Raw genomic sequence first — 23,409 nt, 5'->3', positions numbered from 1 at the left:
CCGGTCCGGCCGGGCCCGTCGGCGCTGTGCGGCCGGCCGGCGGGTTTCGTGCCGGTGTCGGCGGGGACCCGGTGGGGGTGCCGGGACCGGCGGACGGTTTCCCGACGGGGCGCCACGGCCCCTGCGGCGGCCGCCCGCGGGCACGCGGCCGCCGGCCGGCGCGCACGGTGCCGTACGCCCGTACGGTGCGCAGCCGCCGTGCCGGTCCGGCCCCCGCGGGCCGTGCCGCCCGCCCCGGGGCGCGGCCGGCGGCACGCGGGGCGGTGGACCGGCGAAGGAGGAAGCCGATGGAGTGGGAAGCGCCCCTGCCCGGCGGCGTCGCCGAGATCACCTTCATCGGCAACGCCACCCTGCTGATCCGCTACGGCGATCTGACGCTGCTCACCGATCCCAACTTCCTGCACCGCGGTCAGTACGCCTACCTGGGCAAGGGCCTGTTCTCCCGGCGGCTGACCGAACCCGCCCTGGGGGTGCGCGACCTGCCGCCCCGCCTGGACGCCGTCGTGCTGTCCCATCTGCACGGCGACCACTGGGACCGGGTGGCCCGGCGGAACCTCGACCGGTCGCTGCCGGTGATCACCACCCCGCACGCCTCGCGCCGGCTCCAGGGCCTGTACGGCTTCAGCCGCGCCACCGGCCTCCCCACCTGGCACCACCACGCGCTGCTCGGCGCCGACGCGCAGGTGCGGGTGACCGCGCTGCCCGGGCGGCACGGCCCGGGGCCGGCCCGGCGGCTGCTGCCCCCGGTGATGGGCAGCCTGCTGGAGTTCGGACCGCCGGGCGGACCGGTGCGGCTGCGGATCTACCTCACCGGCGACACCCTGGTCTTCCCCGGCATCGAGGAGATCGCGCGCCGCTGCCCGGAGATCCACCTCGCCGTCGTCCACCTCGGCGGCACCCGGCTCCCCGGCGGCCTGCTCGTCACCATGGACGCCGCCCAGGGGGCCCGGCTGGTGCGGACGGTCCGGCCGCGGCAGGTCATGCCGGTGCACTACGAGGACTACACCGTCATGCGCTCCCCGCTGTCGGACTTCCTGGCGGAGACCCGGCGCTCGCAGTTCCCGGCCGATGTGCTGATGTGCCGCCGCGGGGAACGGGTCAGGGTCGAGGCGCCGGCCTGAGCCGGCCGGGCCGCCCGCCCGGGGCCCCGGCGCCCGGGCCGCCCGCCCGGGCGGACGGCGGTGAACCGCCGGGGCCGGGACCACGGTGCGTCGGCGCCGGGCGTCGGCCTATGGCGCAGGGGCCGCCGGTCCCGGCACCGCGGTCGCCCACGGTGCCGGGACCGGCGCCCGGCGTCGGGTCAGCGTCCGGCGCGGACCCCGGTGGCGTCGGGCTTCCGCGGGAGCCGGTCGCCGGGGGCGGCGGCCCGGCCGCTCCCGCCCGTCACCCCGCAGAACTCGGCCTCCACCAGGCTGGCGGACATGCTCCAGTCCCCGTTGAGGTTGTAGGCCAGGCTGTGCCGCCCGTCCGCGGTGGAGACCACCTCGGAGAGCGAGCCGAGCCAGCCGCCGCTGTGGCCCCACACCGTGGTGCCGCAGCTGGTCCGGTAGGTGCCGATGCCCAGCCCGTATCCGCTGTACTCCTCGTCGGGCACCGGTACGGCCGTCAGCATGGCCTTGAGCTGCGCGGGCGGCAGCAGCTCGCCGCGGAGCAGCGCGGTGAGGAAGCGGTTCAGATCGCCGGTGGTGGAGATGATGTCGCCGTCGGCCCAGGACTGCGAGGCGTTCTGCTCCGTGACGTCGTAGATCTTCGTCGCCGCCGGGTCGAGGGAGAGCGTCGAGTAGGCGCGGCTGCTGGGCCGGGGCATGTGCCAGGTGTCGCCCGGCATGACGGTGCCCCGCAGCTTCAGCGGTCCGATGATGCGGGAGCGCACCTCGTCCTCGTAGGTGTTGCCGCCCACCGCCTCGATGATCAGGCCGGCCAGCACGTAGTTGGTGTTGGAGTACTGGTGCCGGGTGCCGGGGGCGAAGTCCGGCGCGTGGGACATGGCCACGTCCACGGCCGCCTGCGGGGTCCTGGTCTCGTAGCGGTGTTCGAGGAAGCCCGGGGCCAGGACGTAGGTGTCCAGGTACTCCTGGTCGTTGAGGAAGTCGTAGACGCCGCTGGTGTGGTTGAGCAACTGCCGGACGGTGATCTCGCGTCCGTCGTGGCCGTTGCCCCGGACGAGTCCCGGCAGCCACCGGTCCACCGTGTCGTCGAGGTCGAGCTTGCCCTCGGCCTCCATCTGGAGCAGCACGGTGGCCACGAACGTCTTGGTGATGCTGGCGACGCGGAACCGGTCCTCGGTTCCGCGCGGCTTCCCGGTCCGCAGGTCACCGGTGCCCACGGCGGCGCGCCACACGCCCCTGCCGTCCCGGGCCTGGGCCGTGACGCCCGGTGTCCCGCCCTCGACCACGGTCTCCATGGCGCGGTGCAGTGCCTGGTGGCCGGTGCCGCGGCCGGTGTCCCGGCCGGTACCCGCCCAGGCCGGTGCGGCGAGCGCGGTGGCGGTCATCGCCGCCACCGCCACTGCCGCCGCGCCGCTCAGCGCCGCTCGTCGTAAGGTCATGTGCCCGCTCCTCACGGTGTTCCCCCTCGTACGGTCGGTGGGGTGGTGCCACCCCGCGGCCCCCGCGCCCCGGGCCGCCGGAAGGGGGCCGGAGTCGGTCGTCGGGAGGCCGTCGCGGGGAAAGACTCCGCGCGGGGGAGGAGGGTTGATCCGGTCCCGGGCGGATGCCGTGCGGGACCGGGACCGGGCAGCAAAAAGGGCAGGGCCCGCACCTGCTGGAGGTGCGGACCCTGCCCGAGTGACGCCGCTGTGGACGCCCGGGGCGTCAGGCCGGAACGATGTTCTCGGCCTGCGGGCCCTTCTGGCCCTGGGTGACGTCGAAGGTCACCTTCTGGCCTTCCCGCAGCTCGCGGAAGCCCTGGGTGGCGATGTTCGAGTAGTGGGCGAAGACGTCGGCGCCGCCGCCGTCCTGCTCGATGAAGCCGAAGCCCTTTTCCGCGTTGAACCACTTCACGGTGCCGGTAGCCATAGGATCTCCTCCTGTTAAGGGGCCGTACCGGAAACGCGCGGGACGCGCGCCTCCCCGTCGCCGTAATGACCCCATCCGGAGTGACCGGAAAAACAAAATGCGCCCGACTGTTACATCTCGTCAGGCGCACACAAAGTTCATGGGTACCACAACTGCAACTGATTCGAAGGTAGCACAGTCTCCGGGGCGGCGGCGTATTTCGCGGAAAAAATTTCGGCGGCCCGCCCGACGCTTCCTGTTCGTGCCGGGGTGTGTCACGCTGAGCACACCCCGCTCCACCCCTTCTCGCCCCTGCTGAGGCCGCATGCGCTGCATCATCGCCGGTTACCCCTTCGATCTCACCGCAAGCGAGGTGGAGCAGGCGATGACGAGCGTCAAGCCCGAGCCCATCACCGGCGAGTCCGTCGTGATCGGACGGCGCAGCTACCCCGTCAAGCAGGTCGGGGCCGTGGTCACCCGGCAGGACCGGCGGGATTTCACCGCCGCCGAGGTCACCCGGGCGATGAAGCGACTCGGTTTCACCTGCCGCTCCGGCGGCTGAGCCGGCGGACCCGCGCCGGCCGCCCGTACGTCGGCGTGGTCTGTTCGGGGTCTGTGCGGGCACACCCGGTTTCCCGGTCGGCCGGACCGCCGCGGTGTCCGTGTTCGCGTGCCGTTCCGGCACGGTTTTATTCCCGGCCACCGGAAGTCCGGTGGAATTCCCGCGTGGCCTCCGCCTAAACGGTGACGCCAATCACCCTTTCGAGTGATTGGCCTTTTCGTATGGCCGAGCCGGGGAATGCGTGCCGTTTGCCGCGGAGGGCCGCCCGGCGGGCGTGTGGTGTCCCGGCGTGCCGCAAGGGTGCGGTATCCGTGCTCGCCGCCGTGTGGTCCCCGGGCGGCGGGAGCGGAGGACCCGGTGCCGCGACCGCGGGGCAGGCCGGGGCGGGCGGTGGCGGAAGGACCGGGCCCGGGCCCTCCCGCGCGCCGCGGGGGCCGGTGAGCGGGGCGCGCCCGGGGCGGGGCGCCCGGCGCCCGCCGTCCACGCCGCGGCGGCGGCTGCTACAGTCGTCGGAAGATCTCTGTGACTGAAGGAGAGCCGGACATGGTGGGTGACGACGACATCTCCGGGTGATACCCGGACCTGACAGGCCACCGGCCGGTGCCCAGGAGCACCGCCGTTCGTGGCCCGATCGGTCGTCCCTTCCTTCACCCGTGCCCCGGGCAGCGGGCTCCGCGTGCCCGGCCTTTTCTCCGAGGTCTTCGTCATGTCCGACGCCACCGTCATCTGCTCCCAGCTCTCCTTCGCCTGGCCCGACGAAACTCCCGTCTTCGAGGAGCTGTCCTTCACCGTGGGCGGTGGGCGCACCGGCCTGGTGGCGCCCAACGGCGCCGGCAAGAGCACCCTGCTCAAGCTGGTCGCCGGCGAACTGCGCCCCACCGCCGGGTCGGTGACCGTGAACGGCACGCTCGGCCACCTCCCGCAGACCCTGCCGCTGACCCAGGACCTCACCGTCGCCGAGGTCCTGGGCATCGCCCCGGTGATCCGCGCGCTGGACGCCGTGGAGTCCGGGGACGTGAGCGAGGAGCACTTCGCGACCATCGGCGACGACTGGGACATCGAGGAACGCACCCGCGCCCAGCTCGACCGGCTGGGCCTGGGACACCTCGCGCTCGACCGGAGGCTGGGCACGCTCAGCGGTGGGCAGGTGGTCTCCCTCGGCCTGGCCGCCCGGCTGCTGAAGCGGCCCGACGTGCTGCTGCTGGACGAGCCGACCAACAACCTCGACCTGGACGCCCGGCGCCACCTGTACGACGTGCTGGAGGACTGGTCCGGGTGCCTGCTGCTGGTCAGCCACGACCGGGCGCTGCTGGACCGCATGGACCGCATCGCCGAACTCGGCCGCTCCGAACTGCGCCTGTACGGCGGCAACTTCACCGCGTACGAGGAGGCGGTGCAGGCCGAGCAGGAGGTCGCGGAGAAGAACGTCCGCAACGCCGAGCAGGAGCTGAAGCGGGAGAAGCGGGAGATGCAGCAGGCCCGCGAGCGGGCCGAGCGCCGCGCCGGCAACGCGGCCCGCAACCTCAAGAACGCCGGCCTGCCCAGGATCTTCGCCGGCACCATGAAGCGGGGCGCGCAGGAGGCCGCGGGCCGCGCGGGCCGCACGCACGCCGCGCGGGTCGGGGAGGCCCGCACCCGGCTGGACGAGGCCGAGCGCGCCCTCCGCGACGAGCAGCGCCTCACCCTGGACCTGCCGGACACCCAGGTCCCCGCCGGACGCACCCTCTTCCACGGCGAGGGGTTGCGGGTCCGTCACGGCGACCGCGACCAGTTCGCCGGCGACGGCATCCACCTGACCGTCCGGGGCCCCGAACGCATCGCGCTGACCGGGCCCAACGGCTCGGGCAAGACCACCCTGCTGCGCCTGCTCAACGGGGATCTCGCCCCGTACGACGGCACGGTCAGGCGGGCCGACCAGCGGATCGCCTACCTCTCACAGCGACTGGACCTGCTGGACGCCGACCGCACCGTGGCCGAGAACTTCACCGCATGGGCCCCGCAGCGGAGCGAGGCGGAGCGGCTGACGCTGCTCGCCCGCTTCCTCTTCCGGGGCCCCCGGGCCCATCTGCCGGTCGCGGTGCTCTCCGGCGGGGAGCGGCTGCGCGCCACCCTCGCCTGTGTGCTGTACGCCGCCCCGGCCCCGCAACTGCTGCTGCTGGACGAGCCGACGAACAACCTCGACCTGGTCTCCACCGGCCAGCTGGAGAGCGCGCTCGCCTCCTACCGGGGGGCGTTCGTCGTGGTGAGCCACGACGAACCGTTCCTCGCCCGGATCGGCATCGACCGGTGGCTGCGGCTGGCCGACGGCGAGCTGACCGAGACCGGCCCCCCGGAGCTGTGAGCCGGCGCCGCCCGGGGCCCGTGCGGGCGGGACACCCGCACCGGCCCGGACGCCGGTCCGGGGCGACAACGGCCCCGGGCCGGGCCCCGGGGTGGGGTTCCGGCGCGGGGGTGCCCGGGGTGGTGTCCCGGCGCGGCCGGACGGCCGGTGGTCAGCCGCACTGCCAGGTGAACCTCGCCCGGTCGAAGCGGCGTAGGGCCAGGTCCTCGGGGCGCATCAGCCAGTAGAGGGCCCCGGCGTCGCCCCACATCATGCCGGCGTCGTCGTCGGAGTCGAACTGGGCGAGCAGCACCCAGCGCAGCGCCTCCTGCCCGATCCGCGGGTCGTTCCACGGCGGGCAGCCCAGGGCGTGGCGGGCCACCGCGGCCTCCACCTCGTCCTGTACCGGGGTGGCATGGCCGCCGAGCCGGTGCTCGGTGCCGGCGGTGAGTTCGTCCACGGCCTCCCGGAACTCCTCGCCCCACACCGGGTGGTCGTCGGGCATGGGAGCGAACTCCCGGTACACCACCGGGTGCCAGGGGTAGGGCGCCGTGGTCTCCAGCCGGGCCGCCAGCGGCACCTCCGGGTACGGGGGCAGTCCCTCGGGCGCGGCGGCGCGGGTCACCGGGGTGCCGGCCGGTACGTACACCACCCTCGCTCCGGACCAGCTGTCCGGATCGTCGGAGGCGACCACCGCCGCACCGTCGTCCAGCCGGCCGTCGAAGTGGAAGAAGGCCAGCGTGCCGTCGGTGGGCAGGGGGATGTCCAGCCCGGCGGCGGGGAGCGCGGCGCAGTCCACGGAGGCCACCAGGGAGAGCGGACCGTGCCCCTCCCACACGGGCCACTCCACCCCCTCCGGCAGCTCGGGCAGGCCACCGAGCCGTCCGACGGGGGTGTCCGCGTCCGTGGCGCGCTCCAGACGGAGGCTCGGCCGCAGCAGTCCGAGCCACCGGGCGGCGATCCCGTCGGGCAGGTGCTCATGGGCCAGGGCGTGCAGCGGGTCGGTGGTGCTGTGCGTCATGGCGAGGATCATGCACGGTGCCACCGACAGCCGGCCGGGCAGGGCGGGCCCCGGCGCCGGTGCGGGCCGGGGGTACGGACCCGGGGCGGGTTGGCGCCGGGGCCCGGTGCGAGCACGCCGCCCGCCTCCTCGTGGAACACCTGCGGCCTGTGCCGGTGATCCTCCTCGTCCCCGGCCGGGCGGCAGCCACCGGAGCGACCGGGGCTTGGACGCCGGGCGGCACCACCGACGGCGCGGCCGAGCACCGCCACCGGAACCCGGCGGCCGGTGACGCGCTGCCGCGCCCGGCCCGGAACCTCCGCCACACGCGGACAGATCGCGGGCGAGCCGGCGGCGGATCACCGGACCGTCGGACCGCCGGAGCCGGGTCATCTCGTCCATCGGCGCGAACCTCACAGCGGCGACCCGGCCGGGCCAGGCGTGATCGGCCGGGCCCGCCGCACGGTCCGGCCGGGCGCGGGTCAGTCGTGCGGTACGACGGCCACCGGGGAGCGGCTGTGGTGGATGAGGCCGTGGGTGACGGCGCCCAGCTGCGGGCCGAGGCGGGCCTGCCGGTTCCGGCGCCCCACGACCACCAGCCGGGCACCGCGGGAGGCTTCCGCGAGGTCCCAGGCCGGCCGGCCCGGGCGGCAGCGTACGGTCACCGGGATGCCCGGGAACCTCTCCGTCCAGCCCCGGAGCACCCGGTCGAGCGCGTCGCGCCGCCGTTCCGCGAACTCCGCGAACTCCGCGAACTCCGCGAACTCCGCGAACTCCGCGAACTCCGCGAACTCCGCGTGCCCCGCGTGTCCTGCGTGGTCCTCGAACTGCCGGGGATCCGTGGGCTCCTCGTGCCCCGCGGGCCCCTTGCCGTCCTCGGGTTCTTCGGGCTCCTCGGCCTCCTGGAGGCGTTCGGACTCCTCGGCCTCCCGGGGTGCCGCGGGCTCCGGGTCCGGCGCGCCGTCGGGGTCCGGCCCGTACCCGGCCGGAGCGGCCCAGCTGTGCACCACCCGTACGCCGCAGCCGTACTCCGCGGCGGCACGGAAGGCGAACCGGAGGGTGTCGTCGCAGGGCCCGGACAGGTCCACGCCGACCACGATGTCACCGGACGGGCCGCGGTCCCCGCCGGCGACCGTAGCCCGCGGGCGTACCAGGACCGTGGGGCACCGGGTGTGGGCGAGGACGGCCAGCGAGACCGACCCGGTGAGGAAGCCGCGCGGACCGCTCAGCCCCCGGGAGCCGAGCACCAGCAGATCGCCGGCCGCCGCCGCACCGCACAGCGCCTCCACCGGCTGTCCGCGGACCCAGGCGGTGTCCACCGGCAGTGCAGGGTGGTGGCGTCTGATCCTGCGCCCGGTGGTGGTCAGCATGCGCTCCCCCCATCGGCGAGCCGTCTCCGGAGGTGCCGGGCGCGTCCGGGGATCGTCCGGGTCCCACACGCGCAGCAGCCGCAGCGGCACCGCCCGGCGTACCGCCGCGTCGGCGGCCCACCGTGCGGCGACCAGACTTTCCGGCGACCCGTCGATACCGACGGTGACGGCGTGGACCATGGTGGTTCTTCTCCTCCGGGGCGCATCGGGCCTGACGCCCACCACCCTGGCCGGGGCGGGCCGCCTCCGTGAGGGGCCGCAGGTCCCTGGCCGCCGCCGCTGGTCCCGAGGTGCCGTTGCCGAGGCCCGAGGTGCCGTCGGCCGGGCCGGGGAGCGGCGCTCGCCGGCCCGCGGGAGGTGCCGCCGGGCCCGCGGGCGCGTCACCGGCCGCCGGGAGCCGTCGTGCCGCGGTCCCGAAGGGCTGCCGGCGCGGACCCGGGCGGGGTGGCCGGGCGGGTCCGGCCCGGGCCCGGGTGCGCGTCCGGGCCGGGCATCCGGCGCGGGCCGGAGGGCGCGGAGCCCGCGTCGGGACCCCGGTGGCGGACGGTCCCGCACGCTTCCGGGCGGTTCCGGACGGTCCCCGCGGCCGGTCGTGGACCGTCCCGGCTGGCACCGGCGCGGTGCGGTCGGTTTCCTTGAAGGAGACCCGGTACGGCGCGCGGGGACCATTCCCGGGCCGGACGAGGGGAGACCAGCGGTGCGGAGCGGAGAGCGCGGGGCGCGGGAGGACGCGGGCGGCCCACCCGCGACGGAGAGCATGGCGGACCGTGCCGCGGTACGGCGGGGCCAGCTCGGGATGACCGAGGGGGAACTCGCCCGCCGGGCGGGGATGTCGGTGGCTTATCTGCGCCGGCTGTGGCTGCTGGACGGTGATTTCGACCCCTCCGCCGTCCGGCGGGTGGCCGAGGCGCTCGGGATGACCGCCGAGGAGCTGACCGGGGGCCGCCCCGACGCTCCCGAGGGACAGTCGGTGGCGGCGCCCCACCCGGCGCTGTCCCAGCTGCCGGAAGGGGAGTGCTGGGAGCGGCTGGGCACCCACGGCATCGGCCGTCTGGGCCTGCCGACGCGGGCGGCACCGCTGGTGCTGCCGGTGAACTACCTGGTCGACGCCCGGACGGTGGTCTACCGCACGGAGCCGGAGAGCCCGGCGGCGGTCACCGCCGGAGCGCCGCTGTCGTTCGAGGCGGACCACTTCGACGACCGGAGCAGCGGAGGCTGGAGCGTCCTCCTCACCGGTACCGCCGACCGCATCAGCGACCCCGCGGCGGTCCGGGCCCTCGCCGCGCGGCCGGGGGCCCGGCCCTGGGCGGGCGGCCCGCGGAACCTGTGGATCCGGGTGGTGCCGGTCCAGGTGAGCGGCCGGTACATCCGGCACCTGTGATCCGGCGGTCCCGGCCCGGCCGACGTGGCCGGTGGGCCGGCCCGTCGATGCGCCCGGCGGGTGCTGCTCGGCCGATGCTGCCCGGCCGGTGCGCCCGTCGGTCCGGCGCCGCCGATGTGGCCGGCAGGCGAGGGTCGCCGGCGTGCCCGGTGCCCGCGGTATCCGCGGGTGCAGGCCACGCCGGGATCCGGCCGCTCCTGCGGCGTCCTCCGCACGGCCTCCGTTCATCCCACGGCCTCCGCCCGGTGCCGTCCACGACGCGACGCCCACCCCACGGCGTCCGCCCTGCGCCCGGCCTGCCCCGGTGCGGGTCCGGCGGAGCGTCTGCCGGCCCGGCGGGGTGTCGGGGTCCGGCGGGACGGAGGCCCGGACGGTCCAGGTCCGCGGTCCAGGTGGGTCCGAAGGCCAGGCAGCAGGCCCTGGGCTGGTCCCGGCGGTCGGGTGGCTCGGTCGGTCAGGGTGGCCCGGGGCGGGTGGGTCGGGACGGCCCGGGTGGGCCGGGCAGACCCGCACGGTCCAGGTGGATCCGATCGGGTCCGGGTCGGTCGGGTGGCCCGGGCGGCCCCCGGGGTACGGGCCCGGGGGGACCCGTACCCCGGGACCAACGGCCCGCGCGCGCCGGTGCGGCGGCGAGGCAGGGTGGAGTCCTGCGCCGACGACCCCTTGGGGAGACAGACCATGACCACCGGAACCGTCACCGCCGCACTGGACGGCTCCGCCCAGTCCGCGGCCGCCGCCGACTGGGCGGCGGACGAGGCCGTCCGCCGCGGGATGAGCCTGCGCCTGGTCCATGCCTGGCTGTGGAACCCGCTGGACGCCGCCGTGGCACTCGATCCGGACCTGCAGGAGCGCTGGGCCCTCGGCGTGCTGCGGGACGGTGAGGCCCGGGTCCGCACCGCCCACCCGGAGCTGGAGGTCACCACCGAGCTGCTCGCCGACGAACCCGTGCCCGCTCTGGTCGCCGCCGGGGCCGGCACCGACCTGCTGGTCCTGGGGTCCCGGGGCCACGGCACGGTCCTCGGCTACCTTCTCGGTTCGGTCTCGCTGCGGGTGCTGCGGCAGGCCACCCGCCCGGTCGTCGTGGCCCGGGCGCCCCGCCCCGGGGAGGCGTCCCGCCCGCTCGACGAGGTGGTCGTCGGCGTGGGTGAGACCGGGTCCCGGGACCGCGACGTCAACCCGGTGCTGGAGTTCGCCTTCGCCGCGGCCGCCGCCCGGGGTGCCACCCTGCGCGCCGTCCGGGCCTGGACCATCCCGCCCGTCTTCGCCTGGGACGCCGGATCGATGCGGCTCGCCGACGAGGCCGGGGGGCTGGAACCGCTGCAGCGCCGGGAGCTGGCCGACGCGCTGGAGCCGTGGCGGAAGGAGTACCCGGACGTACCGGTGGTGGAGCACGTGGAGATCGGCTCCGCGCCGGAGGTCCTGGTGTCGAACGGCGGCCGGGCAGCCCTGACGGTGGTCGGGGTGCACGACCCGGACGCACGGCTGCGGCGCCTCGGCTCCACCGTGCACGCCGTCCTCCACCACGCCCCGGCGGCCGTTGCGGTCGTCCCCGGCTGATCGGGGGCCCCGGGCCCGTCGCCCCCGTACCGCCTCCCTGCCGACGCGCCCGGGCGGCGTACCGCCCGGCGTGCCCCCGTCCTGCCCTCGAGCCGTGCCGGGTGCGTGGCTGCCCCTGGCCGGACCCTGTCAGGGAGCGCGCCGTGCGGCCTTCAGCCGCTGCCCGGTGCCGGCCGTCGGCGGCTGTCGCGTCCGGCTCGTCGCGCACCTGCCGGTCCGCGTGGTCGGGCCCGACGGGAATCCGGGCGGCCCGCCGGCGTGCGGGCCGGGCCGCCCGGTCGTGCTCCGGCTCGCTTCCCGGCTCCCGGCGGTGCCGGGGGCCCGGGCTGCTCGACGGGCCCCCCGGCACCGGCATCACGTGTCCGGGCCGCCGGACCGGTCTCAGACGTCCCGGGCCGCCGGATGCGCGGGCGCGGCCGTGCGCGGGCGGGCCCGCCGGTTCGCGCTCTACCGGGGTCCGGCACGAGTTCCGGGGTGCCGGTTCGGGGTCCGGGGTGGGCACGACGGGCGCGCGGCGGGGCGTGCGGGGTGCGTGGCCGCCGGGCGGTGCGCGAGCAAACGGCGGGAGCGGCCGACCGGGCCGGCCCGCCCACCCCAAGGCCGGTGCGGGCCGGCCGGTGGAGTGTGCGTCAGCCGGTGATCTCGATGCGGCGCGGTCTGCTCCGCTCCGCCTTGGGCACGGTGACGGTCAGCACGCCGTCCCGCAGCTCCGCGGTGACGTGCTCGGCGTCGGTGTCCCGCGGCAGGGACACCCGGTGGTCGAAGCGGCCGGTCCGCCGCGTCCCGCTGCGCAGGACCCCGGCGCGTTCGCGCTCCCGGACCTCGCCGTGCACCGACAGTTCGCCGGCGTTCAGCTCGACCGTCACGTCCTCCCGGCGTACCCCGGGCAGCTCGACCTGGAGCAGGTAGGCGTCCTCGGTCTCCTCCAGGTCGGCCGGCGGCACCCACGCGCCCGGTGGCACCAGGCCGCCCCCTCCCGGCACGGCGGTCTGCCACAGCTGACCCATGCGCTGGTACAGCTCGTGGAACTCGCGGAACGGGTCCGCGCCCGGGCCGCTGTGCCGGCGGTGCGCCGGATGCGCCATACCGATCAACCCCTTTCCCGGAGGCCTCCGCGCCGTGACACGCCGGACGTGCCGCACGGCACCTGCTGTGCCCATAATCGCCCCATCGGTGACGATTTTCAGATCGGCACCCGGCCGAGACGGAAGGTGCAGGTGGGCGATGAGGTACGACGAGTTCCTGGCCCGCGTCCGCGAGCGTGGCGAGTACGCCGACCAGCAGGAGGCCGCCGAGATCACCGCGGCCGTCCTGGAGATCCTCGCCCACCGGATCACCCCCGGCGAGGCCGAGGACCTCGCCGCGCAGCTGCCCGAGGCCATGCGGCCCCCGCTCACCGCGGGCGGCCGGGAGCGGCCGGCGGAACGGTTCGGCGTGGAGGAGTTCTGCCGCCGGGTCGCCGACCGTACCGGTGCCCGGCCGCGTACCGCGCAGTGGGACGCCAGCGCGGTGCTCAGCACCCTCGCCGACGCCATCTCCGGCGGAGAGCTCAACCAGATCATCAGCCAGCTTCCCTCCGGCTACGCGGTCCTCTTCGGCAAACCCGACCTCACCGACTGAGCGCCCGCGCCCTCGGTCCGCCCCTGGTGCCAGGCCCACCCGGCTCGCGGCCCACCCTCGCCGGCCCGTCCGGGCCGTTTCCCGTCCGGACGTCTTCCACCCGGATCCTTCCGCCCGGCTGTCCTCCGTCCGCCCCCTCCGCCCGTCCTCCGCCGGACCGCGCCTCGTCGAGCCACCGTCCGCGGCGCGGCCCCGCGGGCGGTGGCTCCGGCGCACGTCCCCGCGGACGCCCCGCCGTCCGGCGTGACCGTCCCCCCCCCGGCCGCCCGGCAGGGAGCGCCGGGGGCGCCCCGCGTACGTCACAGGTGCGGGACGACCGCCACCGGAGTGGTGGCGTGGTGCAGGACGGCGTGGGTCACCGGGCCGATCCGGGTGCCGAGCGGCGAGCGGCGGATGCGCCGTCCCACGACCAGCAGCGAGGCGCCCCCGGCCGCCGCCACCAGGTGGTCCGCCGCACGGCCCACCACGCACTGCGCGGTCACCTCGACGCCGGGGAACTCGCCCCGCCAGGGCCGCAGCGCGTCGGCCAGGACGCGCTCGGCATCGTGTTCCGGGACGGTGCCGCCGCCGGGCCGGCCGGCCGCCGGGGCGGTGCCGGTGCCGAGGGAGCCGCTCCACCCGTGGACGACACGCAGCGTGGCGGCGCGTACGGCGGCGGCCTCGAAGGCGTACCCGATCAGCTCGTCGCAGGGCCGGGACAGATCGAGGCCCAGCACCACATCGGGGCAGGCCCCGGGGGCGTCCGGCCCGGTGCCGGAACCGGACCGCGGCCCGTCCCCGGCACGTCCGCCGGTACGAACCACGACGACCGGACGCGTGGCGTGGGCGACGACGGGCAGGGACACCGCTCCGGGCAGCAGGCCCCCCAGGGCACCCGGCCCGCCGGAGCCCAGCACCAGGACCTCGGCCTTCCGCGCGGCCGACAGCAGCACCTCCACCGGCCGGCCGGGCAGCTGCTCGACGGTGACGGTCAGCCCGGGGTGGTGGGCCCGCAGCCGTTCCGCCACCTCGTGGAGGGTCTGCCCGGCCGGGCACCCGGTGGCACCCGGCCCGCCGGGCGCGGCGCCACCCGCCGGCCGTCGCACCACCGCGGGCCCCGGCCCGGCGGTGCGCGCCGCACCCGGCCCGGCGACGTGTGCCGCGTCCGGCCGGGACGTGGGGAGCGGGCCCGGCCCCCGCGGGAGCCGGGGCCGGGGGACGGCCCCCGGTGCCGGTGCGGACGGCAGGTCCGGGCCGGACGGAGCGCCCCGGCCGGGGCCGGACGTGGGGGCGGCGGGCTGTCCGCGGTCCCGGCGGGCGCGCAGCAGACGCAGCGGCAGGCCGCGCCGGTGGGCCTCACCGGCGGCCCACTCCGCGGCGGCCGACGACTCGGCGGAGCCGTCCACGGCGGCGATGACGGTACGTGACACGGGGTCCTCCGTAGCGGGGAGGGGAAAACGGGGGCGGCGGATCGGGGAGCGGATGACCGGGGGACCGGCCGGGACGGCGGGTACCGCGGCGCGGAGCGGCGGGCGCCGGCCGTGCGCGGCGGCCGGCCGGTCCGCCGGCCGCCGGAAGGCGCCGGGCGGCAGGCCCGCCCGGCACACTCCCGGCGGCGCCCGTCACCGGGCGGGCGTGATCAGCCCGTAGTGGCCGTCGTAGCGGTGGTACAGCACGCAGCCCCGGCGGGTGGCCGCGTCGCGGAAGAAGACGAAGGGCAGCCCGGTCAGCCGCAGCCGCTCGACGGCCCCGGCCACGTCGACGGTGGGCACCGGCTCGGTGGACACCGCCAGGCCGTCCCCCGTCCCCCAGCCCAGGGTCACCGGGCCGAGCGACGCCACCCGGTGCCGGACGCCCGCGGTGCCGGCGCCGGGGTCGCGGTGGACCACCGCGTCGCACCCGGACACCAGGTCCGTGAAGACCCAGAAGTCGTAGTCCATGGCCTCCAGGTCCGCCACCGCCGCCTCGGGGGTCTGCCGGGCGAGAGCGAACGACTTGTGCCGCACGATGCGCCGTTCCCCGGCCGGCAGCTCCTGGCGGTGCGGACGGTGCTCCGGCCGGGCCCCGTCCCACCCGGCGTGCGGGCGGGCGCCGTGGTGGGCGCCGTGGTGCGACGCCCGCCCGCCGTGCCGCCGCGCCCGGGCCAGCCGTGCCACCAGCCGCTCCTGGAGGAGGTCCACCGCCTCGAACATGGTGCTCGCGGCCACGTGGGCCCGTACCGGCCGGCCGTTCACGTCCACCACGGCCTGCGCCGTGGCCGGGCGGACGGCCGTGGTCGCCTGGGTGAGCTTCACCTGCACGGCGAGCACCGGCTCGCTCACATGACCGAGCGCCGCGAGCACCTTCTCCCGGGCGTAGTCCTCCGCGCCGTCCGGCACCCGCCCCCGGATCCGCACATGGACGCCGACTGCCTCGCTGGTCTTGGAACCACTCATGGGAACTCCTCCTTGGTCGCCCCCGGCCTGTCAGTCGCTCCCAGCCTGTCCGCGGCCGCCGGTCCCGGGCAGAGCCGTCCGGCCCCCGGCCCGGGTGCGACCGGGCACCTGGGCAGGCCCGTGCCCGGGACCTCCGCCGGGTTGCGGGAAGGCCGTTCGGCCCGCCCGCCCCCTCCGCCGGGCGCGGGGCGCCACGTCCGCCCGGCGAGGGGGAGGACGTCCGCCGGACCAGGGGCGCGGCCGGGCACGGGACGGCGAGGCCCCGGACGTGACGCCGCACGGCGTCCCCGGCGCGGGACGGTCCCCGGGAGTACGGCGGCGCCCGTCCGGTGGGACCGAGGAGGGCCCAACGGCCCTGCGGGCGGCCCCTGTTCGGCCCCTGCCCGGGGTGCGCCGGGAGGCGGAGGCTGGACCTACGCAACGGCACCCATCGGGAGGGCGGCGGAGATGACCGTACGCATCGGGATCAACGGCTTCGGGCGCATCGGACGCGCCTACCTCCGCTGCGCACTGGAGCGCGCGGAGGAGGGCGGCACCACACCGCTGGAGGTGGTGGCGGTCAACGACCTGGCCGCCCCGGCGACGCTGGCGCACCTGCTGACGCACGACTCGACCCACGGCCGGCTGGGCCGCGCCGTCGGGCACGACGACACCTCGCTGACCGTGGACGGGCAGCGCATCGCCGTCACCTCGCAGCGGGACCCGGCGGCGCTGCCCTGGGACGCGCTCGGCGTGGACGTGGTGATCGAGGCCACCGGCCGCTTCCGCAGCCGGGAGGACGCCGGCCGGCACCTGGCGGCCGGGGCGCGCAAGGTGCTGCTGGCGATGCCCGGCAAGGGCGTGGACGCCACCGTGGTGATGGGGGTCAACGAGGACTTCTACGACCCCCGGCAGGACCACATCGTCTCCAACGCGTCGTGCACCACCAACTGCGTGGCCCCGATGGCGAAGGTCCTCGACGAGCGCTTCGGCATCGTCAAGGGGCTGCTGACCACCGTGCACGGCTACACCAACGACCAGGTGCTGCTCGACGGCCCGCACAAGGACCCGCGCCGGGGCCGGTCGGCCGCGGTGAACATCATCCCCACCGGCACCGGTGCCGCCCGGGCGGTGGGGCTGGTGCTCCCGGAGCTGGCCGGCGCGCTGGACGGCATCGCGGTGCGGGTACCGGTGGAGGACGGCTCGCTGAGCGACCTCACCCTGCTGCTGCGGCGCCCGGTGTCGGCCGAGGAGGTCAACGACGCCTTCCGGGAGGCCGCGGACGGACCGCTGAAGGGCATCCTGCGGGTGAGCGACGCGCCGATCGTCTCCCGGGACGTCGTCGGCGAACCCGCCTCCTGCGTGGTGGACGCCCCGCTGACCCAGGCGCACGGCGAACTGGTCAAGGTGTTCGGCTGGTACGACAACGAGTGGGGCTACACCAACCGGCTCCTCGACCTGACCCGGTACGTCGCCGGTCAGCTCGACCCCCGGTGAACGGCCCCGGTGAAGGGCCCCGGCGAACGGCCCCGGTGGACGCTCCATGGAGAACGGCCCGGTGAGCGCCGCCGGTGAGCGGAAGGACGGGGCCGGGCGGCCCCGGCCCCGTACCCGTTCCCCCGCGCCCCCGCCGCCCCGTACCGTATTCCCGCCCCTCCGGCCGCCGCCCGGGCCCGGTCGCAGCGCCGCCGGCCCGGCCGCTAGGCTGACGTGCGCAGCGGGAACGGGGCGTTCAGGAGGGGACGGTGGGCGTGGAGGAGCCGTTGTCGCGGATGCCTCGGATGCGGCTCGACGAGCTGCTGGAGGAGCTGCAGGCGCGCATCAACGCGGCGCGCGGCACCCGGGACCGCGTCCACAGCCTGCTGGAGGCGGTCGTCTCGGTGGGCCGCGAGCTGGACCTCTCCCAGGTGCTGCGGCGCATCGTGGAGGCCGGTGCCCTGCTGGTCGACGCCCGGTACGCGGCGCTCGGCGTGATCGGACCGGACGGCCGGCGGCTGTCGCAGTTCCTCACCGTCGGGATGACGGAGGAGGAGATCGCCCGGATCGGGCCGCTGCCGGCCGGACACGGCATCCTGGGGGAGCTGATCCGCCACCCCGAGCCGCTCCGGCTGACGGACCTGGGCGCGCACGACGCCTCGTTCGGCTTCCCCGCCCACCACCCGCCGATGCGCACCTTCCTCGGCGTGCCGATCCGGGTGCGCGACGAGGTGTTCGGCAACCTCTACCTGACCGACAAGCTGGGCGGGGCGGACTTCGACGCCGAGGACGAGGCGGTGATCTCGACCCTCTCCGTCGCCGCCGGCGTCGCCATCGACAACGCCCGGCTCTACGAGGCGTCCCAGCGCCAGCAGCGCTGGCTCCAGGCCAGCGCCGAGACCACCAGCAGCCTGCTGTCGGGCAGCCCGCGGCTGGAGGTCCTGGAACTGATCGCCCGCCGCGCCCGGGAGATCACCGGGGCCGCGCTCGCCGACGTCTCGGTACCCGTGGCCGGGGCCGGCCACCTCGTCGTGGAGCTGGCCACCGGGGAGGGCGGTGAGAGCCGGCGCGGCCTGACGGTCCCGGTGGACGGCACCCTGTGCGGGGCCGCGCACCGCACCGGGGCGCCGGTGGTCACCGCCCGCCTCGACGGGGACGACCGCTACGGCGCCGGTCCGCGGTGCACCGACGGCCTGGGGCCCGCGGTCGCCGTCCCGCTGGGTTCCGCGGCCGAGGACACCCGGGGCGTGCTGCTCCTCGCCCGCCGCCACGGTGAGCAGGTCTTCACGGACGAGGAGATCCAGCCGCTGCTGGCCTTCGCGGGGCAGGCCGCGGTCGCCCTGGAGCTGGCCGACCGCCGCAGCGACGCCGAACAGCTGGCGCTGCTGGAGGACCGGGACCGGATCGCCCGCGACCTGCACGACCTGGCCATCCAGCGCCTCTTCGCCACCGGCATGACGCTGCAGAGCGCCGCGCGGCTGGTGCAGCACGAGGGCGCCGCCGAACGGGTGTCCCGTGCGGTGGCGGACCTGGACGAGACCATCAAGATCATCCGTTCCACGATCTTCGGACTGCGGGCCCGTGAGGGGGAGGCCGGGCCGGGTCTGCGGGCCCGGGTCGCCCGGGCGGTCGGGGAGACCGCGACGACCCTCGGCTTCCCGCCCCGGCTGAGCATGGAGGGGCTGCTCGACACGGACGTGCCGCCCGAGGTCGCGGACCATGTGATGGCGGCCCTGACCGAGACCCTCAGCAACGCCGCCCGGCACGCGCACGCCACGCTGGTCGAGGTGTCGGTCCGGGCGACCTCCGACGAAGTGGTGCTCACCGTGACCGACAACGGCCGGGGGATACCCGACGGCGGCCGGCGCAGCGGCCTGCGCAACCTGGAGGAGCGGGCCCGGAGCCTGGGCGGCGGCCTGGAGATCGGGCGACCCGCGGACGGCGGCAGCCGGCTGGTGTGGCGGGCCCCGCTCACCTGACCCCCCGTCGCCCGGTTCCCCCGCTCACCGGATTCCCTCGTTCCCCGCGCCCCTGGTCCGGCCACCCGCCGTCCCGCCACCTCGGCAGGGGCGGGGCGTACGCCCGGTACGGAGCGGTCCGGCCGGCCGTGGGCCCGGCGGGCCGCTTCAGCGGGTGAGCCGCAGCCCCGTGACCAGATCCGGCCGGATGCGCAGCGCGGCGTTCATCGCGGGGTGCTCCACCCAGGGGTGCAGCCGGGCGGCCACCCGCGCCAGTTCGGCGTCGTCGAGGATCCGGTGCGCGTAACCGGTCACCACCACGCTCCAGCCGAGATGGGTGCGCGGATCGATGACGTCCGCCTCGTAGGCCACCACGACCCCCGCGGCGTCGGTGGGCGCCATCAGGGAGGCGAGCGTCGCGCCGTCGTGCAGCCGCACGATGATGTCCTCACCGTCCATCAGGTGGTTGACCGGCCGGATGGCCGGCAGGGCCTGCTGGGTGAAGACGATGCGCCCCAGGGAGACGCTGCCGAGCAGCCGCAGCGCCTCGGCCCGGCCGAGCGGTGCCATGTGCCGGGGGGCCACCACCTCGCGGTGGTCATCCACCGTTCGATGCGTGGCTTCGTCGTTCATCGCGCCCACCTTCTGTTCCGGTCCACGTAATCGGCGCACCCGGGTGCCCCGTTCAGCGTCCCGCGAAGCCGGCCGCGCCCGACAGGGCCGAACGGCCCGGTCCGCGGGGCGCCCGTCCCGCGGCCTCCGGGCCTCCGGGACCCTCCGGGGCGCCCGGGGCCCGGTCCGGCCGGAACGCCGCTGGGTCCGGCCCCGCCGGGCGCCCCCGCGCCCCGGGCCGGCCCCCGCCCGCCCGGTAGCCTGTCCCGGGCCCGGGGTGTTCCCGCCCGGCCGGCGGGAGGACCGCTGCACGGGAGCACCGGTGTACGGCACGACCGGCGTACGGGAACGGCCGGTGCGGGGGACGACCGGCGCGTGAGGGGACACGGCGACGCCCGCCCCCGCAGGGCGAGCGGGTATCAGGGCCGACCGGCCCTGGCGGGCGCGTCCGCCGGTACGGGACGATGCGGGTGGATCCGCCGGTGGCGGCGGATCGGGCGGAGACGGAGTGTGTGATGACGGACAGCGGTGGCCTCACCGGGAAAGAACCGGTCAGGGTCTTTCTCCTGGACGACCACGAGGTGGTGCGCCGCGGGGTGCACGACCTGCTGGACGCCGAACCCGACCTGACCGTGGTCGGTGAGGCGGGCACGGTCGAGCAGGCGCTGGTACGGGTGCCCGCACTCCGCCCGCAGGTCGCGGTGCTGGACGTGCGGCTGCCCGACGGGGACGGTGTCACCGTCTGCCGGGAGCTGCGCTCCTCCATGCCCGACCTGGCCTGTCTGATGCTGACCTCCTTCGACGACGAGGAGGCGCTGCTCGACGCGATCATGGCCGGCGCGTCCGGGTACGTGCTGAAGCAGATCACGGGTACGGACCTGGTCAACGCGGTCCGCACGGTGGCGTCGGGCCAGTCGATGCTGGACCCGGGGGCCACCGCGCGGGTGATGGCCCGGCTGCGGGGCGACGGCGCGGCACCGCAGGAGCAGCCCCAGGGACTGGCCGGGCTGACCGAGCGGGAGCGGGAGATCCTGGCGCTGGTGGGGGAGGGGCTCACCAACCGGGAGATCGGCAAGCGGCTCTACCTGGCGGAGAAGACGGTCAAGAACAACATCTCCCGGCTGCTGGCCAAGCTGGGTGTCGAGCGCCGGGTGCAGGCCGCCGTCATCGCCACCCAGACGCTCGCCGCCCAGGACGACCGCGGTCCGTCGGCGGCACGGGACGGCCGCCGGCACGGCTGACCCCCCGTACGCCGGGCCGCGAGCGCGGGCCCCGGAGCCGCTGCCCGACGGGCGGTGGCACCGGGGCCCGCCGCCGTTCCGTGCCTCATCGGCATGCGCCGTTCCCGGGTCCTCCCGTGGATCGTGCGCGCCGTTCCCGGCGGCGGTCGCGTTCCGCCCGCCCCGGCGGTCGTGCCGTTGGGACTCCGCCCACGGTCCCGGCGGTCATGCGGGTCGGACTCCGCCCGCGGTCCCGGCGGTCATGCGGGTCGGACTCCGCCCGCGGTGACGGCGGTCATGCGGGTCGGACTCCGCCCGCGGTGACGGCGGTCATGCGGGTCGGACTCCGCCCGCGGTGACGGCGGTCATGCGGGTCGGACTCCGCCCGCGGTGACGGTGGCCATGCGGGTCGGACACCGCCCGCGGTGACGGCGGTTCCGCTGCCGTCCCCGCCGCGGGGTCCCCGTTGCGCGGCGCGCCGTCTCCGGTTCCGCGCGGCGCATCGTCTTCCGTTCCGCGCGGCGCGCCGTCCCGGTCCGTGGCACGCCGGCTCGCCTTCCGTACGCGCCGTTCCCCGGCGGGCGGCGTGCCTCGGTGGGAGCCGTGCCCGGGCCGTTTCCGGTTCACCTGTTCCCCGGCACGCCGGTGCACCGCCGCGCCGGTTCACCGCCCTGCACCCCGACCGGTGGCCCCACCGGGCGGGTGCGCGTACACCCAGGGGGCCGGAAGCACGGGACCAACGGCCCTGGTGACGAGGCCGGGCGGCCCAGGTGGGGGAGGCCCCGGGGGCGTCATGCTGGAGGTGACCGGTCGGAGTACCGACCAGGTACGCCGCTCCCGGCGGGCGCACGTCGTCCGTCCACTGCCCGCGACCGCCGGGCCGGCGGCGGCGACCGGTTGCGCGGGGCCGTCCGTCACGCTCCCCCGAGGGACGGGCGGCCCTCCGCGCTGCGCCTTCCGCCACCACGCTCGCGCGCGGGGCCGACGGCCGCCGGGCCGCGCGCACCGTGGCCGCCTTCTGCCGGCGCGGCCCTCCCGCACCCACCCGGCCGGGCCGTTGGAAGCGTCCGGAAACGGCAGTTGGGCGGTGTTCCTCCTGCCTGAGGCAGGCCCCAGCCCGAGGCCCACGACCACGGCCGCCGGGCGGTCGCGTCCGCACCAAACCCCGGTGCCGGCGGTCGCAGAAGTCTCCGCGGGACAGTCCCCGTTCGCCGGTCCTCACCTCCAAGTGCCTGTCCTCGCGCACCGATCACCGGCTCGTCCCGCAGCCCGCGCGTCCGGCCCGGCTGATGCGCCATGGCCGTCGCGCGCGGCCGGCGGTGCACCTCGGGCACCGGCGTCGAGACCCGGCGTACCGAACCCCGGCGAACCGGACACCGGCACACCGGCCGCCGGGGTGGGGCCCTGCCCTCAGGGCCGGGACGCCGGAGCACCCGGGTGCCGGAGCACCCGAACGCCACAATGGCGCCCCACCCGTTGTGGGTGGGACGCCGCTCCGGCGCCGTGCCGGTCAGGGGCGCCGTGCCGGTCAGTGGGCCGTGCCGGTCAGGACGTGGCGTCCGCGAGCCACAGGTCGGGGCCGAAGACCTCGTAGCGGATGGCACCGGCCGGGACACCGCGCCGCAGCAACTGGCCCCGCACCTCGCGCATGAACGGCAGCGGACCGCACAGGTAGACGCTGCCGTCGGTGGCGAGGTCCTCCACCGCGTCGAGGTCCATCAGACCGGTGTGGCTGTCCTGGGCCCAGGACAGGGGGCGCTCGTACCACATGACGGCGCGCGCGTCGGGCAGCCGGCGCACCAGGCGTTCGGTGGCGGCCAGCAGCGCGTGGTCGGCGGGGGAGCGGTCGGCGTGCAGGACGGTGACCGGGCGGGTCGAACCGGTGGCCGCGAGGTGTTCCAGCATGCCCACCATCGGGGTGCAGCCGATGCCCGCGGAGACCAGCGTCAGCGGCCGGTCGGTGTCGTCCAGGACCACGTCGCCGAAGGGGGCGGAGAGGGTCAGCTCGTCCCCCTCACGCACGGTGTCGTGCAGCAGGTTCGACACCTCGCCCCGCGGCGCCCCGTGGCCCTGGACCCGCTTGACGGTGATGCGGCGGACCTCGTCGCCGGGCGCCGAGGACAGCGAGTACTGGCGCAGCTGGTGGACGCCGTCCGGGGTGCGCACCCGCACGCTGACGTACTGGCCCGCGCGCGCCAGGGGAGCGGGCTCGCCGTCGGCCGGCCGCAGCAGGAAGGAGACGGTGTCGGTGGTCTCCTCGCGGCGCTCGACCACGGTCCACTGCCGCCACGGGTGCCCGGGCCGTACCTGCGCCTGGAGGTAGAGCCGTGCCTCCTGGGCGATGAGCGCCCCGGCCATCAGCCAGTAGACCTCGTCCCAGGCCGCCGCCACCTGGGGGGTAACGGCGTCGCCGAGCACCTCGGCGATGGCCCCGAACAGGTACCGGTGCACGATCGTGTACTGGTCGTCGGTGACGCCCACCGCCACGTGCTTGTGGGCGATCCGGGCGAGCAGGGTGTCCGGCCGGGTCTCGGGATCGGTGAGCAGGGCGCCGGCGAAGGCCGCGATGGAACCGGCGAGGGCCTTGCTCTGCGCGCCGCTGGCCTGGTTGCCGCGGTTGAACATCCCGTCCAGCAGCTCGGGGTGGTCGCCGAACATGGTGGCGTAGAAGCGGGTGGTGATCTCGTCCAGGGCCCCGTTCACGGCGGGCAGGGTGGCCCGTATCACCGAGGCCGATTCGGCGGACAGCATGGGGACTCCTAGGGAATTGAGGCGCAAGGGGGATCTCGCCCTGCACAACGCAGGCAACAACTGTCTACCAGGCGGGGATTGCTGTGCCGCGCCGCTGCGTGATGTTGAGGAAGAAGGTCCCCGCCGACCGGGACGTATGGTCTCCGGCCGCCGGTCCGGTCCGGGACCTGCGGCCCTGGGCGGTCGCCGGGAA

17 protein-coding genes and 1 pseudogene are annotated in these 23,409 nt (G+C 76.4%); 9 read left to right on the top strand and 9 right to left on the bottom strand.

The window, feature by feature from the left end; all coding sequences use genetic code 11:
* Positions 1-287 precede the first annotated feature (287 nt).
* A complete protein-coding gene (locus IHE55_RS03780) occupies positions 288-1,121 on the top strand; it encodes an MBL fold metallo-hydrolase (RefSeq protein WP_197987714.1) in 834 nt (277 codons plus the stop codon).
* A 179-nt stretch (positions 1,122-1,300) separates the two neighbouring features.
* Here the strand turns inward: IHE55_RS03780 and IHE55_RS03775 are convergent, their stop codons facing one another.
* Entirely contained in the window at positions 1,301-2,548 is a 1,248-nt protein-coding gene (locus tag IHE55_RS03775; protein ID WP_197987713.1) for a serine hydrolase domain-containing protein, read from the bottom strand.
* Between the two features lie 265 nt (positions 2,549-2,813).
* Complete coding sequence (locus tag IHE55_RS03770; protein WP_197987712.1) at positions 2,814-3,017, bottom strand: cold-shock protein; 204 nt, start codon at positions 3,015-3,017, stop codon at positions 2,814-2,816.
* Between the two features lie 304 nt (positions 3,018-3,321).
* Here IHE55_RS03770 and IHE55_RS03765 point away from each other — a divergent pair.
* Together IHE55_RS03765 and abc-f are read left to right on the top strand one after the other, a co-directional pair.
* Positions 3,322-3,549: pseudogene (locus IHE55_RS03765) on the top strand (SCO5918 family protein); the annotation flags it as partial.
* Positions 3,550-4,264: 715 nt separating this feature from the next.
* Complete coding sequence (abc-f, locus tag IHE55_RS03760; RefSeq protein ID WP_197987710.1) at positions 4,265-5,899, top strand: ribosomal protection-like ABC-F family protein; 1,635 nt, start codon at positions 4,265-4,267, stop codon at positions 5,897-5,899.
* 151 nt (positions 5,900-6,050) lie between these two features.
* Here abc-f and IHE55_RS03755 read toward each other — a convergent pair whose 3' ends face one another.
* Positions 6,051-6,899, bottom strand: coding sequence for a YwqG family protein (locus IHE55_RS03755; RefSeq protein ID WP_197987709.1), 849 nt, complete (start codon positions 6,897-6,899; stop codon positions 6,051-6,053).
* Between the two features lie 461 nt (positions 6,900-7,360).
* Entirely contained in the window at positions 7,361-8,428 is a 1,068-nt protein-coding gene (locus IHE55_RS03750; protein WP_197987708.1) for a universal stress protein, read from the bottom strand.
* A 577-nt stretch (positions 8,429-9,005) separates the two neighbouring features.
* On the opposite strand from IHE55_RS03750, the gene IHE55_RS03745 reads away from it, so the two are divergent.
* Entirely contained in the window at positions 9,006-9,629 is a 624-nt protein-coding gene (locus IHE55_RS03745; protein WP_197987707.1) for a pyridoxamine 5'-phosphate oxidase family protein, read from the top strand.
* 678 nt (positions 9,630-10,307) lie between these two features.
* On the top strand, positions 10,308-11,186 hold the full coding sequence (locus tag IHE55_RS03740) for a universal stress protein (protein ID WP_197987706.1): 879 nt from the start codon (positions 10,308-10,310) through the stop codon (positions 11,184-11,186).
* A gap of 629 nt (positions 11,187-11,815) precedes the next feature.
* On the opposite strand, the gene IHE55_RS03735 is transcribed toward IHE55_RS03740, so the two are convergent.
* Positions 11,816-12,271, bottom strand: a complete 456-nt coding sequence (locus IHE55_RS03735) for an Hsp20/alpha crystallin family protein (protein WP_197987705.1) — start codon at positions 12,269-12,271, stop codon at positions 11,816-11,818.
* 139 nt (positions 12,272-12,410) lie between these two features.
* Here IHE55_RS03735 and IHE55_RS03730 point away from each other — a divergent pair, with 139 nt between their 5' ends.
* Positions 12,411-12,806 (top strand): DUF2267 domain-containing protein, encoded by a 396-nt coding sequence (locus IHE55_RS03730; RefSeq protein ID WP_197987704.1) that lies wholly within the window; start codon positions 12,411-12,413, stop codon positions 12,804-12,806.
* Between the two features lie 299 nt (positions 12,807-13,105).
* Here IHE55_RS03730 and IHE55_RS03725 read toward each other — a convergent pair whose 3' ends face one another.
* Positions 13,106-14,215 carry a universal stress protein gene (locus IHE55_RS03725; protein ID WP_197987703.1) on the bottom strand — a complete coding sequence of 370 codons (1,110 nt, stop codon included), beginning with the start codon at positions 14,213-14,215 and terminating at the stop codon, positions 13,106-13,108.
* A 192-nt stretch (positions 14,216-14,407) separates the two neighbouring features.
* On the bottom strand, positions 14,408-15,220 hold the full coding sequence (locus IHE55_RS03720) for a sigma 54 modulation/S30EA ribosomal C-terminal domain-containing protein (protein ID WP_197987702.1): 813 nt from the start codon (positions 15,218-15,220) through the stop codon (positions 14,408-14,410).
* A gap of 447 nt (positions 15,221-15,667) precedes the next feature.
* Between IHE55_RS03720 and gap the strand changes: the two genes are divergently transcribed.
* Together gap and IHE55_RS03710 are read left to right on the top strand one after the other, a co-directional pair.
* Positions 15,668-16,696 (top strand): type I glyceraldehyde-3-phosphate dehydrogenase, encoded by a 1,029-nt coding sequence (gap, locus tag IHE55_RS03715; protein WP_197987701.1) that lies wholly within the window; start codon positions 15,668-15,670, stop codon positions 16,694-16,696.
* A gap of 248 nt (positions 16,697-16,944) precedes the next feature.
* A complete protein-coding gene (locus IHE55_RS03710) occupies positions 16,945-18,654 on the top strand; it encodes a sensor histidine kinase (protein ID WP_392022033.1) in 1,710 nt (569 codons plus the stop codon).
* Between the two features lie 147 nt (positions 18,655-18,801).
* Here the strand turns inward: IHE55_RS03710 and IHE55_RS03705 are convergent, their stop codons facing one another.
* Positions 18,802-19,266: a pyridoxamine 5'-phosphate oxidase family protein gene (locus IHE55_RS03705; RefSeq protein WP_197987700.1), complete on the bottom strand. Its 465-nt coding sequence runs from the start codon at positions 19,264-19,266 to the stop codon at positions 18,802-18,804.
* A 494-nt stretch (positions 19,267-19,760) separates the two neighbouring features.
* Here IHE55_RS03705 and IHE55_RS03700 point away from each other — a divergent pair, with 494 nt between their 5' ends.
* A complete protein-coding gene (locus IHE55_RS03700) occupies positions 19,761-20,486 on the top strand; it encodes a response regulator (protein WP_197987699.1) in 726 nt (241 codons plus the stop codon).
* Between the two features lie 1,524 nt (positions 20,487-22,010).
* On the opposite strand, the gene IHE55_RS03695 is transcribed toward IHE55_RS03700, so the two are convergent.
* Entirely contained in the window at positions 22,011-23,216 is a 1,206-nt protein-coding gene (locus IHE55_RS03695) for a globin domain-containing protein (RefSeq protein WP_197987698.1), read from the bottom strand.
* Positions 23,217-23,409: the final 193 nt, after the last annotated feature.

Source organism: Streptomyces pactum (assembly GCF_016031615.1).
Classification (GTDB): Bacteria; Actinomycetota; Actinomycetes; order Streptomycetales; family Streptomycetaceae; genus Streptomyces; species Streptomyces pactus.
The sequence above is the reverse complement of the archived record's forward strand: the minus strand, read 5'-3'. Positions and strand labels throughout refer to the sequence as shown.

Coding starts and splice junctions, on each gene's coding strand:
- IHE55_RS03780 (WP_197987714.1), top strand. CDS start 288: ATGGAGTGGGAAGCGCCCCTGCCCGGCGGCGTCGCCGAGATCACCTTC.
- IHE55_RS03775 (WP_197987713.1), bottom strand. CDS start 2,548: ATGACCTTACGACGAGCGGCGCTGAGCGGCGCGGCGGCAGTGGCGGTG.
- IHE55_RS03770 (WP_197987712.1), bottom strand. CDS start 3,017: ATGGCTACCGGCACCGTGAAGTGGTTCAACGCGGAAAAGGGCTTCGGC.
- abc-f (WP_197987710.1), top strand. CDS start 4,265: ATGTCCGACGCCACCGTCATCTGCTCCCAGCTCTCCTTCGCCTGGCCC.
- IHE55_RS03755 (WP_197987709.1), bottom strand. CDS start 6,899: ATGACGCACAGCACCACCGACCCGCTGCACGCCCTGGCCCATGAGCAC.
- IHE55_RS03750 (WP_197987708.1), bottom strand. CDS start 8,428: ATGGTCCACGCCGTCACCGTCGGTATCGACGGGTCGCCGGAAAGTCTG.
- IHE55_RS03745 (WP_197987707.1), top strand. CDS start 9,006: ATGGCGGACCGTGCCGCGGTACGGCGGGGCCAGCTCGGGATGACCGAG.
- IHE55_RS03740 (WP_197987706.1), top strand. CDS start 10,308: ATGACCACCGGAACCGTCACCGCCGCACTGGACGGCTCCGCCCAGTCC.
- IHE55_RS03735 (WP_197987705.1), bottom strand. CDS start 12,271: ATGGCGCATCCGGCGCACCGCCGGCACAGCGGCCCGGGCGCGGACCCG.
- IHE55_RS03730 (WP_197987704.1), top strand. CDS start 12,411: ATGAGGTACGACGAGTTCCTGGCCCGCGTCCGCGAGCGTGGCGAGTAC.
- IHE55_RS03720 (WP_197987702.1), bottom strand. CDS start 15,220: ATGAGTGGTTCCAAGACCAGCGAGGCAGTCGGCGTCCATGTGCGGATC.
- gap (WP_197987701.1), top strand. CDS start 15,668: ATGACCGTACGCATCGGGATCAACGGCTTCGGGCGCATCGGACGCGCC.
- IHE55_RS03705 (WP_197987700.1), bottom strand. CDS start 19,266: ATGAACGACGAAGCCACGCATCGAACGGTGGATGACCACCGCGAGGTG.
- IHE55_RS03700 (WP_197987699.1), top strand. CDS start 19,761: ATGACGGACAGCGGTGGCCTCACCGGGAAAGAACCGGTCAGGGTCTTT.
- IHE55_RS03695 (WP_197987698.1), bottom strand. CDS start 23,216: ATGCTGTCCGCCGAATCGGCCTCGGTGATACGGGCCACCCTGCCCGCC.